A 12,665-nucleotide genomic window follows, 5' to 3' on the forward strand; every position below is an offset into this window, starting at 1 on the left:
GTCAGATCGCTCAGGCGCCCGGAACCGAGATATAGGTCCCGTTCGAGGTCTGCGAACCGCCGCCCCACGGAGCCGTATTGAAGTAGGTCGTGTTGCAGTTGGTGCCGACATAGCCGTTCTGTGCGGTCCAGATGCCCGGCAGCCTCTTGGGCGAAATGCAGACGACGACCTTTTCGGCCAGCCAGTTGCCGACTTCTGTCCACGGGCCAGCAGCAGCTTCATGCCCGGCAACGCCATAGACGGTGTTGGTTTCGTCGATCGTCTGGTTCGAAGTCAGCTCGGGTGCGGCCTCCGGCGCATTGTCGATCCACTGTTCTTCAACCGGATCGACGGCGTCGGCGGTCTTGATGAACAGGCATTGTGCGTGATCTTCGCCCCAGAACGGCTGCGCCGAACCGTTTTCCGTAAAGCGTGCGCACGCCGTTTCAACCGCAGTGACATTGCCGTTCGCTTCGGGATCGCGAATGTAATAGCCCTGGACCGGCGAACCCTCGACCGCGGGAATGTGGGTCTCGCTGTAGCGCGTGTATTCGCAGTTGTAGCTCACCGTGGTGGTGGTGGAATAATCGGCGGTGAAGTCGTATTCGCTCGCGGGCCAGTTCTTGTTCTTGGCAACCTTGTCACCGAACAGGTTCACGCTGCCCCCGGTGCGGAAGGGCATTCCTTCAATGGTGAAGCCTGAATAGGTCGGCGTGCCGGTGCCAAAGCGGGTGTCCGGCGTTTCCACGCGGTTGCTTTCGACCGGATCAGCATCGGCCTGACCGGTTTCGACGACTTCCACGGTCAGCGAAGGACGGCCGTCATGCAGCGGCGCAGTCAGCTTGGCAGCAAGGTCAGCGTCGCACACGCCTGCCATTGCAGTGGTCGTGTCGCCTGAAAGCGTGATCGCCAAGGCCGGCGTGATTGCCAGCGGGCTCAGCGAAGAGGCGCACAGAGCGCCGATCGTCAGGATCTTTACAGTCTTCATTTGGGAACTCCCCCAGCAGTTGCGCTCGAAGTCCCGGACCCCCATGGTCGGGCGTTAACCTTGAGTGCTTGAGCGCGACTCGCCGGTTTATCGAGTTATAGATGCTTAATACGTAATTAATGGTATGGTTAGGAGTCATAAAGTGTTAATGATCCAAAGCGGGACTGTCTTTCGAATAGTCATTAAAACATGTGAGATTATCTAAAGTTCAAAATCCTTTACTTCTCTGGATAAGTGATTTGCTGTTTATTCGAGAGATTTTTCGACCATCACCGCCATCGCAAATTTCACTTCATGAAACGACCTTTTTGGATTTCTGGAAACGCGTTTTCACCTTGGACCGTCAGCCATCGCAAACAGCGCTCCAAAACAACTTTCCTACAGCGTCAGTGCTGCGGCAAACTCCGGTCATGCACAAATTCGGATTCGCCCCTTTCGGAGCTACTGCGTCGCTGCCACCGCCGTGGCCTCGTCTTGCGGCTCGACGGACGCAAGCGGGCCGTCGAAATGGCGAAATCGGTGGGGCTGAATGTTTTCTCTTTGAACTGTGTAAACCCGTAAACCCCAAGGCAGCGGCGCTCTGGCGAAAACCCCGCAAATCCGCTTGTTTCGACCGCGAACTGCGCTATGAATTTTTCATGGATATGAACTGCGGAAGAGGCAACTGAAATGGCCAAGATCAAGACAACCCACGTCGGCAGCCTCCCGCGCGGCGATGAATTGACGCCCCTGCTGCTCGCCCGAGACAAGGGCGAAGCATACGACGCCGCCGAATTCGATGCAAAAGTCTCGGCCGCAGTCGACGCCGCAGTCAAGATGCAGGTCGATGCCGGCGTGTCCGTGGTCTCCGATGGCGAGCTCGGCAAGGTCGGATATTCGACTTACATGATCGAACGCCTGTCCGGCTTCGGCGGCCACATTGATCGCAAGCCTGCGGCGGACCTCGCCGAAGTGCCGAACCTGGCCAAGAAGCTCTCGGCGATCATGGGCAGCCAGGAGTTCGTCCGCGCCTCGTGCATCGGCCCGGTTCGCAAGGTCACGCTGCAGCCGCTGCATGACGACATCCGCCGCTTCAAGGCCGCGCTCGCCAACCACGCGGCGCCCGATACCGAAGCCTTCATGAATGCAGCATCGCCGGGCCTGATCACCGCCTTCCAGGTCAACCGCCACTACCCCAGCCACGAAGCTTACCTCGCCGACCTCGCCGATGCGATGCGCGAGGAGTACGAGACCATCGTGAACGAGGGGTTCTACCTCCAGCTCGATTGCCCCGACCTCGCGATGAGCCGCCACACCGGCTATCAGGACATGTCGGAAGAGGACTTCCTCAAGGTCGCCGCCGCCAACGTCGAGGCGCTGAACGCGGCAACGGCCAACATTCCGCCCGAGAAGATGCGCATGCACATCTGCTGGGGCAACTACGAAGGCCCCCACGACCACGACATCCCGCTCGAACGCGTGGTCGACATCGTGATCAAGGCGCGCCCCGCCACGATCCTGTTCGAAGGCGCCAATCCCCGCCACGAACACGAATGGACAGTGTGGCGGGACGCCAAGCTGCCCGATCACAAGATCCTTGCGCCGGGGTTGATCGACACCTGCTCGAACTACATCGAACATCCCGAACTGATTGCCCAGCGTATCGAGCGCTTTGCCGGCTTCGTCGGCGCCGACCGCGTGGTTGCCAGCACCGACTGCGGCTTTGGTACTTTCGCAGGGTACGGCAAGCTCGATCCGATCGTGACGTGGCGCAAGCTCAAGTCGCTGCGCGAAGGCGCGGACATCGCCGCGAGCCGCCTGTGAGCCAGGTGAGCTTGACTCCTGAAGACCGCCGCGCCGCGGAGCATGATTGTGCCCGCCTCGTTGCGCTCTACGCCAACCTCAACGACGAGGCGCGGTGGGAGGAGGTGGCAGCGCTTTATGCCGAGGATGGCGTCATGTACCGTCCGACTGCGCCTGATCAGGGCGTGGAAGGGCGCGAGGCCATCCTTGCGGCGTTCAAGGCAAGGCCGCCGCGCACCACACGGCATGTCTGCTCGAACGTGGTGATTGACGTTGAAGGCCCGGCCACAGCACGAGGCACCAGCGCGATGCTGCTTTTCACGGGCGAGGGCGCGCCGCTGGTCGGCTCCTTCCACGATCGCTTCGTGCTGACTGCCGAAGGCTGGCGGTTTGCCGAGCGGCGCGGGAGCTTGACGTTCAAGTGAACGCCCCTGCCGCCTCGAACCCAGTGAAGTCGGCGATGCGCACGCTCGACGTGATCGAGTACGTCGTCGCAAACCGCCAGGGCGCTGTGGCGCAGGAGATCGCGGGCGCGCTGGCCATTCCGGTCAGCAGCCTGTCCTATCTGCTCGCCACCTTGACCGAGCGTGGCTACCTGACGCGGGAAGGGCGGCGCTATTTGCCGGGGCCGGGGCTGCAGCGATTGCGCGCGCCGGACGCTGCGCTCACGCTCGAGGATCGCGTGGCCCCGCTGGTGCGGGCCTTGCGCAGCGAACTCAACGAGACCTCCTCGTTCATGGTCCGCCGTGGTTGGGAAGTGGAGGCGCTGGTCACCGAGGCCAGCGACCAAGCGCTGCGCTATGCCGTCGATCCCGGCACGCGCCGTCCTCTCCATGCGCTGGCTGCTGGCAAGATTATGGCGGCGTGGCTGCCGCCGGCCGAGATGGAGCGCTATTTCGCCGAGACCGAGCGCGCCAAGCTGACGCCGCAGACGCGGACGACCGAGGCAGAACTGCGTGCAGACTTTGCCCAGATCATGGCCACTGGCTTCAGCCTCGCCCGGGAAGAGGCGACGGTCGGGATCTGCGGCATGGCGGTGCCGGTGTGGATCGACGAGCAGCTTGCGGGGGCTTTCAGTGTGGCCGTCCCGGCGGTGCGATTCGATGAACAATTAGCCGAGCGGGTGCGCCAGTTGCTGCTGCGCTTGGCAGGAGCGGTAAAGTGATGAAGCGCAGGTCTTTTCTTGGGGCTCTGCCAGCGGCTGCAGGTCTGATGGTGGTCCCCGGCCTTGTGCGAGCGGCGGCCGATCAGCGACGCTTCCGGGTGATTTGCGATAACGATTTTTCAGGAGATCCGGACGGCCTGTTTCAGCTGGCGCATCACTTGCGCTCGCCTTCGGTCGAGGTGCGGGCGATCATCGGGTCGCATCTCCACGCTGATGAGAAGTGGGCCAAGTCCGACCATCAGGCGACCGATGGGGCAAACCGGGCGCGCGAACTGCTGGAAGTCATGGGGCTGACCGGCAAGGTCCCGGTCTTCGTCGGCTCCGAGAAGGCCATGATCTCCGCGTCCGTCCCGGCGCGCTCGGCGGCAGCCGATGCGATCATTGCCGAGGCGATGCGGGACGATCCCTTGCCGCTGTTCTATTGCGCCGGCGCTGGTTTGACCGACCTCGCTTCAGCCTTGCTGTTCGAGCCGCGCATCGCCAAGCGGCTGACGCTGGTGTGGATTGGTGGGCCCGAGTATCCCGGCCTTGGCCTGCCCGTGCCCGGTGGATCGCCGGGCGAGTACAACATCACCATCGATGTCGCCGCGGCTCAGGTGGTCTTCAACCGCTCCGACGTTGCGATATGGCAAGTGCCGCGCAATACCTATCGGCGGATGCTGTTCTCGATGGGCGAACTCGAAGCGATGAAAGAGAGCGGCGGGACCGGTGCCTGGTTGGCGGGCCAGATATCGGGCCTGTCCGAGGCCGCGGCCAAGATGGGCCTGAAGGTGGGCGAGGCCTATGCCCTTGGTGACAGCCCGCTGGTGACGCTGACTGTTCTGCAATCCTCGTTCGAGCCTGATCCATCCTCCAGCGACTATGTGATGATCCCTGCTCCGATCGTGCAGGCAGACGGCACCTTCAAGCCGAACCCTGAGGGCAGGCCGATCCGCGTCTATGTGACCATCGACACCCGACTGACCTTTGGCGACATGATGGCCAAGCTCAAAAGGTAAGGGCCGGATCGCTCCGGCCCCGATTGCTTATTTCTTCATGCCTTCGGTAATGCGCTGGGTTTCTGCGCGGGTCGAATCCGGGCCGGTGTTGCGCTTGTAGATGCCGCCTTGGCCTGCAGCGCGATTGAACAGGTCGGGATCGCCTTCGCGCTGTTGGAGGCCGAAAAGGGGGAATAGCCCGGGGTGACGCCCAAGGCCACCGTAGAGATCAAGGCAGCGCTCGATCCACGGGCGGAGCGGATCGTCGTTGGCGAGCACCGGGGTCTTGCAGACCGAAGCGGTGAACAAGATGCCCCCCATGATGCGGAAATCGGCATAGTTCGGCGAGGAACCGCCGAGCCATTCGTGCTGGCCAAGCGCAGCGCGGAGCGGCTCGAGCGCGGCGCTGATCTTGGGCAGGCGCTCTTCGCGGCCGGCCTGCACGTCCTCAAGCTTGCGGCCGAGCATCTTTTCGCGACTGTGGGTGACGTATTCATGGTCGGCAGGCACGGACAGGTCGCGGTAGTCGGCACAGAAACAGAACATCCACGGGCCGACGGCCGCCTTCCAGAACCAGTGGTCGAGCGCCTTCAGCGTGACGGCGACGCTTTCGTGCGGGATCAGGGTTGGCCGGTCAGGATACTTGGCATCAAGGTATTCGACGATGCCCCAGCTATCCAGCACCCATTCGCCGTCGTCGACGATGGCGGGCAGGCGCTCGGTCTTGCCGCCGGTGCGCTCAAGAATGCCGGTGAAGCCGCCGGGTACGACGTCAAGATCAAAGCCCTTGTGCTTGAGCGCGTACTTGGTTGCCCAGACGAAGGGGCTGATCGTCGCGCCGGTGGAAAGGGCGAGGTCATAGAAGGTGATGGTGTTGTTGGCGGCCATGGGAATCCTCTCTCGTCGTTGCGAGCAGTTTGCCAGATATTGTTAGTAACACAAACGAAATCTGTGTTTTTGTCTGGGTCGGTCGGCATCCTTTGACAAGGTCAGGATGAGCGGGATTAAGGTTCTGATCGAGGACCAATTCCCCGCTCAGCCTGAGCCTGTCGAAGGCCTAGCCTGCCACCCAAACGCAAAGAGCGCCGGACCCGTCGGGATGGGCCGGCGCTCTCGCATTCGGGCTGTTGCCCTCAGTCTTACTTCTTCGTGCGCCAGCCTTCGGCATAGTTGTCGCGCGCCACTTCCGAATAGGGAACGGCGGCAACGGTAGCCTTGATCTCGGTCTGGACGTGGGGTTCGACGGTCGGCTTGGTGGTGCCGCCATCGGGTTCACCCCACAGCAGGCTGACCTCGGTGCCGGGCTCGACGTAACCGGGTTCCATCATCGCGAGGGTGAGGAACTTGCCTTCGTTGGCGGTATAGCCGATCCAGGTGGAAAGGCCGACCAGCTTGCCACCGGCGAGGACCTGATCGAACGGGTGCATCGAGTACACAGCGCTCGGATACTCCATGAACTTGGCGCGATCGCCCTTGCTCAGCGCCGAGGACTGGACGCGCATGACGTCTTCATTGTCGAGAGCCAGGGTCACCTTGGTGCGATGCTTGCCTTCTGCGGCCATCTTCTCGAGCGCGGCGCGGCCGATGAAGTCATGGTCGAACTTGACGAAGGGGCCGTAGCCGAGATCCCACGGCGTGGTGTAGTAGCCTTCGATGGTTTCGGGCACGTAGCTGCCGCCGACCGAGCACTTGGCCTCGTAAGAATTGGCCGAAAGCCATTCACGGTAAGGGCGCAGCGCCTCGCCAGTGTAGATCGCCGGGAAGGGCGAGGGGATCCAGCCCGATTCCAGCGTGTTCGACGAGTAGGCGCGACCCCCGACCAGCGCCATCTGGAATTCCTTGCCAGCCTCGACCAGTGCGGCGTGGACGGCGCCATAGTCTTCCCACGGGCCCATCAGCTCGAAACCGGGCTGGCCGGCCATGCCATGCCGCAGGGCGCGCACTTCCTTGCCGCCGATGGTCATGCGGGTCATGTGGAAGAACTTGAGGTCGGGCGCGGTCTTGCCGGTGGCCTTCTCGATGATCTTCATCGCGTTCGGGCCCTGGATCTGGAAGCGGTAGGAGTTGCGCTTGCCATCGGTGCGCATCGCCCAGCGTTCGTCACGCTCGACGGTGACGTTCCAGTTGCCCGACGCCGCGTGGTATTCGACCCATTCGATCGTCGGCGCGCGGCCGACGAGGTTGAAGTGGTTCTCGTCGAGGTAGAACAGGATCACGTCGCCGATGACGTAGCCATCCGGGGTGACGGGAACGAACTGCTTGGCGCGATCGGGCTGGAAGTTCTTGAACGAGTTGATGCCGAGGTGCTCGAGCATCTTGAAGGCGTCAGGTCCCTTAACCGCGAGATCGACCATGTGGTACGACTGGTTGTAGAGCACCGCCGAATGCGCCCATGCCCACTGTTCGTTGCGCCAGTTCGAATACTCTGCCGGGACGCCGGGGTAGACGTTGGGGCCGACCTGCTGATTGCGGACGAAGTTTACAAGGTCACCGGCGTTCTGGATGACCTGTTCGAGGGTCTGGGACATTTCTCAAGCTCTCCCGATGCGATTTCACGGATATGGACTCGTCATGCCTCATTTTCGCGTGCTTGAAAAGTTCGGAATGCTGAATTGGGTGAAATATTGTATGTGCTGCATACGGAGTGTCGCGCTTTGCATCCTTCGACAAGCGCTGGATACGCGGGTGTTTGAAAAGGTGGTTCACTAACCAATCCCGCTCAGCCTGAGCTTGTCGAAGGCCCGTCTTCGCAGTCACGCAAACGAAAAAGGGCCGGTCCTTGCGGACCAGCCCTTCTGCGTGTCGGTTTCGGCGGATCAGCCTTCGACGTGCTCGGCGAGAACCGTCAGGCCCTTGGCGCCGACTTCGGCGAAGCCGCCCTGGACCGTGATCTCTTCAGGCGCCGAACCTGCCGACTTGTAGACCTTGATCGTTCCGTCCTTGACCGTCGACATGAACGGCGCGTGGCCTTCCAGCACGCCGAATTCACCGTCGGTGCCGGGAACGACCACCATGTGGACCTCTTCCGAACGGACGAGGCGGGCCGGGGTGACGAGTTCGAAGTGAAGGGACATTTCATTCCTCGCATGCTCTCTCCCCTTGAGGGGAGAGATACGAAGGCTTGGCAGCTTGTCTGCCTAGCCGAAGTTGAGAGGGGGAAGGGCGGTGCAACCCCTCTCCCAACCCTCTCCCCTGAAGGGGAGAGGGCTAGAGAGCCTTAAGCTTCAGCAGCCAGCTTCTTGGCCTTTTCGACCGCTTCGTCGATGCCGCCGACCATGTAGAACGCGGCTTCGGGAAGGTGGTCGTACTCGCCGTCGACGACTGCCTTGAACGAACGCACGGTGTCTTCGACCTGGACGAACTTGCCCGAGATGCCGGTGAACACTTCGGCGACGTGGAAGGGCTGCGACAGGAAGCGCTGGATCTTGCGGGCGCGGGCGACGGTGAGCTTATCCTCTTCCGAAAGCTCGTCCATGCCGAGGATCGCGATGATGTCCTGCAGCGACTTGTACTTCTGCAGCGTTTCCTGAACGCGGCGAGCGGTCTGGTAGTGCTCTTCACCGACGACGGCGGGCGTCAGCACGCGCGAGGTCGAGTCGAGCGGGTCAACCGCCGGGTAGATGCCGAGTTCCGAGATGGCGCGGTTCAGCGTGGTCGTTGCGTCAAGGTGAGCGAACGAGGTGGCCGGGGCCGGGTCGGTAAGGTCGTCGGCGGGGACGTAAATCGCCTGCACCGAGGTGATCGAACCCTTGGTGGTGGAGGTGATGCGTTCCTGCAGCGCGCCCATGTCGGTGGCGAGCGTCGGCTGGTAGCCCACGGCCGAAGGAATACGGCCAAGCAGTGCCGACACTTCCGAACCCGCCTGGGTGAAACGGAAGATGTTGTCGACGAAGAACAGAACGTCCTGGCCTTCCTGGTCGCGGAAGTATTCTGCCATGGTCAGACCCGACAGAGCGACGCGAGCGCGGGCGCCCGGGGGCTCGTTCATCTGGCCGAACACGAGGGCGACCTTCGAGCCGTCCGGGGTCGGGTTGCCATCGGCGTCCTTGGCGATAACGCCGGCGTCGAGGAATTCGTGGTAGAGATCGTTGCCTTCGCGGGTGCGTTCACCGACGCCTGCGAAGACCGACACGCCGCCGTGGCCCTTGGCGATGTTGTTGATCAGTTCCTGAATGAGAACCGTCTTGCCCACGCCGGCGCCGCCGAACAGGCCGATCTTGCCGCCCTTGGCGTAAGGAGCGAGAAGGTCGATGACCTTGATGCCGGTCACGAGGATCGCGGCTTCGGTCGACTGCTCGATGAATTCCGGAGCCTTGGCGTGGATCGGAGCGGTCTGCTCGGCACCGACCGGGCCACGCTCGTCGATCGGATCGCCGACGACGTTCATGATGCGGCCGAGGGTCTTGGGGCCGACCGGCACCGAGATCTGCGCGCCGGTGTCACGCACGGGCTGGCCGCGGGTCAGACCGTCGGTCGAGTCCATCGCGATGGTGCGGACGGTGTTTTCGCCGAGGTGCTGCGCAACTTCGAGAACGAGGCGGTTGCCGTTGTTGTCGGTTTCAAGCGCCGAGAGAATCGCGGGGAGTTCGCCCTCGAACGCGACGTCGACGACGGCGCCGATGACCTGGCTGATCTTGCCGGTAGCTACTGCGGTGGCCATTTTCGTTTCCTTGCCTTCTATGTCGTCGTCAGAGCGCTTCGGCGCCCGCGATGATTTCGATGAGTTCGGTGGTGATCGCGGCCTGGCGGCTGCGGTTGTACTGGATGGTGAGCTTGTTGATCAGCTCGCCCGCATTGCGCGTCGCGTTGTCCATCGCGGTCATCGACGCGCCCTGTTCCGAGGCTTCACGCTCGAGCAGTGCACCGAAGAGCTGCGTGGTGACGTAGCGCGGCAGCAGTTCCTCGAGGATTTCCTCCTCGCCCGGCTCGTATTCCACCACAGAGTCGACAGCGACGGTGCTGGTGGGGGCGGGGACCGGAATGATCTGCGTGGTGACCGGCTGCTGCGTCAGCGCGTTCTTGAACACCGGGGCGACGAGGTGGGCGACGTCGAACTTGCCGGCCTCGAACATGGCGATCAGCTCACGCGCGATGGCGGCTGCTTCGTCAAAGCCAGGTGTGCGCACGTTGCTGGTGTCGTATCCGGCGGCGATGCCGTTCGGATAGTCACGGCGGATCGGTGCGCGACCCTTCTTGCCGACGAGGTAGAACATCACCGTCTTGCCAGCGGCTTCAAGCGCGCGCGCCTGCAGCTTGGCTTCCTTGACGAGGTTCGAGTTCAGACCGCCGCACAGGCCCTTGTCGGTGTTGACCACGACAAGGAGGTGGCGCTGGTTAGAGCCGGTGCCGCGCATGAGCAGTGGACCATTGTCCTGGCCTGCGACCTTGGCGGCAAGGCTGCCCATGACTTCCGCGAGGCGGCTGGCATAGGGGCGTGCGGCTTCGGCAGCCGCCTGCGCCTTGCGCAGCTTGGCCGCCGCGACCATCTGCTTGGCCTTGGTGATCTTCTGGGTCGACTTGACCGAGTTGATCCGGCCCTTGAGTTCCTTCAGCGAGGCCATGACGGCTCCCTTGATCCGTCACCCCGCCGCGCTGGACGGGGTGGCGTTGACTTCAAAGACTTAGGCGAACTGCTTTGCGAAAGCGTCGAGCGCCGCGACCAGCTTGCCCTTGGCTTCGTCGCCAAGGTCCTTGGTGTCGCGGATCAGGCCGAGCAGGTCAGCGTGCTGCGTGCGCAGGAAGCTGAGCAGTTCGGCTTCGTACTCGGTGACGCGCGTTACCGGAACGCTGTCGAGGTAGCCTTGCGTACCGGCGAAGATCACGCAGGTCTGCTCTTCGAAGCCGAGCGGCGAGAACTGGGGCTGCTTGAGCAGCTCGGTCAGGCGCGCACCGCGGTTGAGGAGCTTCTGGGTCGAAGCGTCGAGGTCCGAACCGAACTGGGCGAAGGCCGCCATTTCGCGGTACTGGGCAAGCTCGAGCTTGATCGAGCCGGCCACCTTCTTCATCGCCTTGGTCTGGGCCGAGGAGCCGACGCGCGACACCGACAGACCGACGTTGATGGCCGGACGGATGCCCTGGTAGAACAGGCCGGTTTCAAGGAAGATCTGACCGTCGGTGATCGAGATCACGTTGGTCGGGATGTAGGCCGAAACGTCGCCCGCCTGGGTTTCGATGATCGGCAGGGCGGTGAGCGAGCCAGCGCCGTTCTCGTCGTTCATCTTCGCAGCACGCTCGAGCAAGCGGCTGTGGAGATAGAACACGTCGCCGGGGTAAGCTTCGCGGCCCGGCGGGCGGCGGAGCAGCAGCGACATCTGGCGATAGGCAACGGCCTGCTTGGAAAGGTCGTCGTACACGATCACGGCGTGCATGCCGTTGTCGCGGAAGAATTCGCCCATGGTCGCACCGGTGTAGGGTGCGAGGTACTGCAGAGGAGCCGGTTCCGAAGCGGTTGCGGCGATGACGATGGAGTATTCCATCGCGCCGTTTTCTTCGAGCTGGCGGACGATCTGCGCGACGGTCGAGCGCTTCTGGCCGACGGCGACGTAGATGCAGTAGAGCTTCTTGCCTTCATCGGTCCCGGCGTTGACGGCCTTCTGGTTGATGAAGGTGTCGATCGCGACGGCGGTCTTGCCGGTCTGGCGGTCACCGATGATCAGCTCACGCTGGCCACGGCCGACGGGGACGAGGGCGTCAATTGCCTTGAGGCCGGTCTGCACGGGTTCGTGCACCGACTTGCGCGGGATGATGCCCGGAGCCTTGACTTCGACGCGGGTGCGAGTGGCGTCGACGATCGGACCCTTGCCGTCGATCGGGTTGCCAAGAGCGTCAACCACGCGGCCGAGCAGGCCCTTGCCGACGGGCACGTCGACGATGGTGCCGGTGCGCTTGACGACATCGCCTTCCTTGATCTCGGCGTCCGAGCCGAAGATCACGACGCCGACGTTGTCGGCTTCGAGGTTCAGGGCCATGCCCTTCACGCCGTTGGCGAATTCGACCATCTCACCGGCCTGGACCTTGTCGAGACCGTGGATGCGGGCGATACCGTCACCCACCGAGAGAACCGACCCGACTTCCGACACCTGGGCGTCGGTGCCGAAGCTGGCGATCTGGTCCTTGATGACCTTCGAGATTTCAGCGGCGCGGATTTCCATGTTCTGTCCTTCCTGGAACCTGTGCGGGCCGTTAGGCCTTCATCGCCTGGGCGAGAGAATTGAGACGGGTGCGGATCGAGCTGTCGATCATCTGGCTGCCGATCTTGACGACGAGGCCACCGAGAATGTCGGGATCGACACTGGTCTTGAGCTTGATCGACTTGCCGGTGCGGGCCTTCAGCTTTTCAGTGAGGGCGGCGACCTGTACGTCGTCGAGCGGGTGAGCGCTGGCGACTTCGGCGCTGACTTCGCCGCGATGGGCGGCAGCGATCTGGCCGAAGGCGCGGATCACGTCGGGCAGGGCCGAGAGGCGGCGGTTCGAAGCGAGCACGCCGAGGAACTTCTTGGTCAGGTCACCAAGGCCGAGCAGGCCGGCAACCGAATCCATCGCGCGACCTGCTGCATCGCGGCCGAGCTGCGGGTTGCCGATCAGGCCCTTGAGGTCAGCCGATTCGCGCAGTGCAGCATCGAGCTTCTCGAGATCGCCTTCGACCGCCGAAACGAAGCTCTGTTCATTGGCCAGATCAAACAGTGCCGAGGCGTAACGCCCTGACAGGCTGGCCGTAATGCCGCTGGAAATCTCCACGCGCCGAAGTTCCTTCATCCAGGATAAGCCGAGGCAG

The 12,665-nt window shown here is 62.9% G+C and carries 12 protein-coding genes; 4 read left to right on the plus strand and 8 right to left on the minus strand.

Going from position 1 to position 12,665, the window contains the following annotated elements; all coding sequences use genetic code 11:
• Positions 1 to 10: 10 nt before the first annotated feature.
• Positions 11 to 967 (minus strand): hypothetical protein, encoded by a 957-nt coding sequence (locus tag ACZ1JY_RS01195; RefSeq protein ID WP_465130089.1) that lies wholly within the window; start codon positions 965 to 967, stop codon positions 11 to 13.
• Positions 968 to 1,636: 669 nt separating this feature from the next.
• Between ACZ1JY_RS01195 and ACZ1JY_RS01200 the strand changes: the two genes are divergently transcribed.
• Genes ACZ1JY_RS01200 through ACZ1JY_RS01215 form a run of 4 tightly spaced genes read left to right on the plus strand, consistent with a single transcriptional unit; the run spans position 1,637 to position 4,912 of the window.
• Entirely contained in the window at positions 1,637 to 2,770 is a 1,134-nt protein-coding gene (locus tag ACZ1JY_RS01200; RefSeq protein WP_465130090.1) for a cobalamin-independent methionine synthase II family protein, read from the plus strand.
• Positions 2,771 to 2,775: 5 nt separating this feature from the next.
• Complete coding sequence (locus ACZ1JY_RS01205; protein ID WP_465130091.1) at positions 2,776 to 3,174, plus strand: nuclear transport factor 2 family protein; 399 nt, start codon at positions 2,776 to 2,778, stop codon at positions 3,172 to 3,174.
• Positions 3,171 to 3,914, plus strand: a complete 744-nt coding sequence (locus ACZ1JY_RS01210) for an IclR family transcriptional regulator (protein WP_465130092.1) — start codon at positions 3,171 to 3,173, stop codon at positions 3,912 to 3,914. The genes ACZ1JY_RS01205 and ACZ1JY_RS01210 overlap by 4 nt, the downstream gene beginning before the upstream one ends.
• The gene (locus tag ACZ1JY_RS01215; RefSeq protein WP_465130093.1) at positions 3,914 to 4,912 is read left to right on the plus strand and encodes a nucleoside hydrolase; all 999 of its coding nucleotides are present in this window, start codon (positions 3,914 to 3,916) and stop codon (positions 4,910 to 4,912) included. The genes ACZ1JY_RS01210 and ACZ1JY_RS01215 overlap by 1 nt, the downstream gene beginning before the upstream one ends.
• A gap of 27 nt (positions 4,913 to 4,939) precedes the next feature.
• Here the strand turns inward: ACZ1JY_RS01215 and ACZ1JY_RS01220 are convergent, their stop codons facing one another.
• The 7 genes from ACZ1JY_RS01220 to ACZ1JY_RS01250 all read right to left on the minus strand — a co-directional run bounded on the left by ACZ1JY_RS01220 (position 4,940) and on the right by ACZ1JY_RS01250 (position 12,628).
• Entirely contained in the window at positions 4,940 to 5,779 is an 840-nt protein-coding gene (locus ACZ1JY_RS01220; RefSeq protein WP_465130094.1) for a beta-etherase, read from the minus strand.
• A 251-nt stretch (positions 5,780 to 6,030) separates the two neighbouring features.
• Positions 6,031 to 7,419: a syringate O-demethylase gene (gene desA, locus ACZ1JY_RS01225; RefSeq protein ID WP_465130095.1), complete on the minus strand. Its 1,389-nt coding sequence runs from the start codon at positions 7,417 to 7,419 to the stop codon at positions 6,031 to 6,033.
• Between the two features lie 288 nt (positions 7,420 to 7,707).
• A complete protein-coding gene (locus ACZ1JY_RS01230) occupies positions 7,708 to 7,965 on the minus strand; it encodes an ATP synthase F1 subunit epsilon (RefSeq protein ID WP_039335066.1) in 258 nt (85 codons plus the stop codon).
• 143 nt (positions 7,966 to 8,108) lie between these two features.
• Positions 8,109 to 9,551, minus strand: a complete 1,443-nt coding sequence (atpD, locus tag ACZ1JY_RS01235) for a F0F1 ATP synthase subunit beta (protein ID WP_465130096.1) — start codon at positions 9,549 to 9,551, stop codon at positions 8,109 to 8,111.
• A 28-nt stretch (positions 9,552 to 9,579) separates the two neighbouring features.
• Positions 9,580 to 10,452 carry a F0F1 ATP synthase subunit gamma gene (locus ACZ1JY_RS01240; protein WP_465130097.1) on the minus strand — a complete coding sequence of 291 codons (873 nt, stop codon included), beginning with the start codon at positions 10,450 to 10,452 and terminating at the stop codon, positions 9,580 to 9,582.
• A 60-nt stretch (positions 10,453 to 10,512) separates the two neighbouring features.
• Positions 10,513 to 12,042 carry a F0F1 ATP synthase subunit alpha gene (gene atpA, locus ACZ1JY_RS01245; protein ID WP_465130098.1) on the minus strand — a complete coding sequence of 510 codons (1,530 nt, stop codon included), beginning with the start codon at positions 12,040 to 12,042 and terminating at the stop codon, positions 10,513 to 10,515.
• 31 nt (positions 12,043 to 12,073) lie between these two features.
• Positions 12,074 to 12,628, minus strand: coding sequence for a F0F1 ATP synthase subunit delta (locus ACZ1JY_RS01250; protein ID WP_465130099.1), 555 nt, complete (start codon positions 12,626 to 12,628; stop codon positions 12,074 to 12,076).
• Positions 12,629 to 12,665 lie beyond the last annotated feature (37 nt).

The sequence above is a fragment of the Novosphingobium sp. BL-A-41-Hi4B-X5A genome, assembly GCF_055521705.1.

Excerpts from the sequence above, each read along its gene's own strand:
- desA (WP_465130095.1), bottom strand. The coding sequence starts at position 7,419 with ATGTCCCAGACCCTCGAACAGGTCATCCAGAACGCCGGTGACCTTGTA.
- ACZ1JY_RS01220 (WP_465130094.1), bottom strand. The coding sequence starts at position 5,779 with ATGGCCGCCAACAACACCATCACCTTCTATGACCTCGCCCTTTCCACC.
- ACZ1JY_RS01240 (WP_465130097.1), bottom strand. The coding sequence starts at position 10,452 with ATGGCCTCGCTGAAGGAACTCAAGGGCCGGATCAACTCGGTCAAGTCG.
- ACZ1JY_RS01230 (WP_039335066.1), bottom strand. The coding sequence starts at position 7,965 with ATGTCCCTTCACTTCGAACTCGTCACCCCGGCCCGCCTCGTCCGTTCG.
- atpA (WP_465130098.1), bottom strand. The coding sequence starts at position 12,042 with ATGGAAATCCGCGCCGCTGAAATCTCGAAGGTCATCAAGGACCAGATC.
- ACZ1JY_RS01215 (WP_465130093.1), top strand. The coding sequence starts at position 3,914 with ATGAAGCGCAGGTCTTTTCTTGGGGCTCTGCCAGCGGCTGCAGGTCTG.
- ACZ1JY_RS01200 (WP_465130090.1), top strand. The coding sequence starts at position 1,637 with ATGGCCAAGATCAAGACAACCCACGTCGGCAGCCTCCCGCGCGGCGAT.
- ACZ1JY_RS01195 (WP_465130089.1), bottom strand. The coding sequence starts at position 967 with ATGAAGACTGTAAAGATCCTGACGATCGGCGCTCTGTGCGCCTCTTCG.
- atpD (WP_465130096.1), bottom strand. The coding sequence starts at position 9,551 with ATGGCCACCGCAGTAGCTACCGGCAAGATCAGCCAGGTCATCGGCGCC.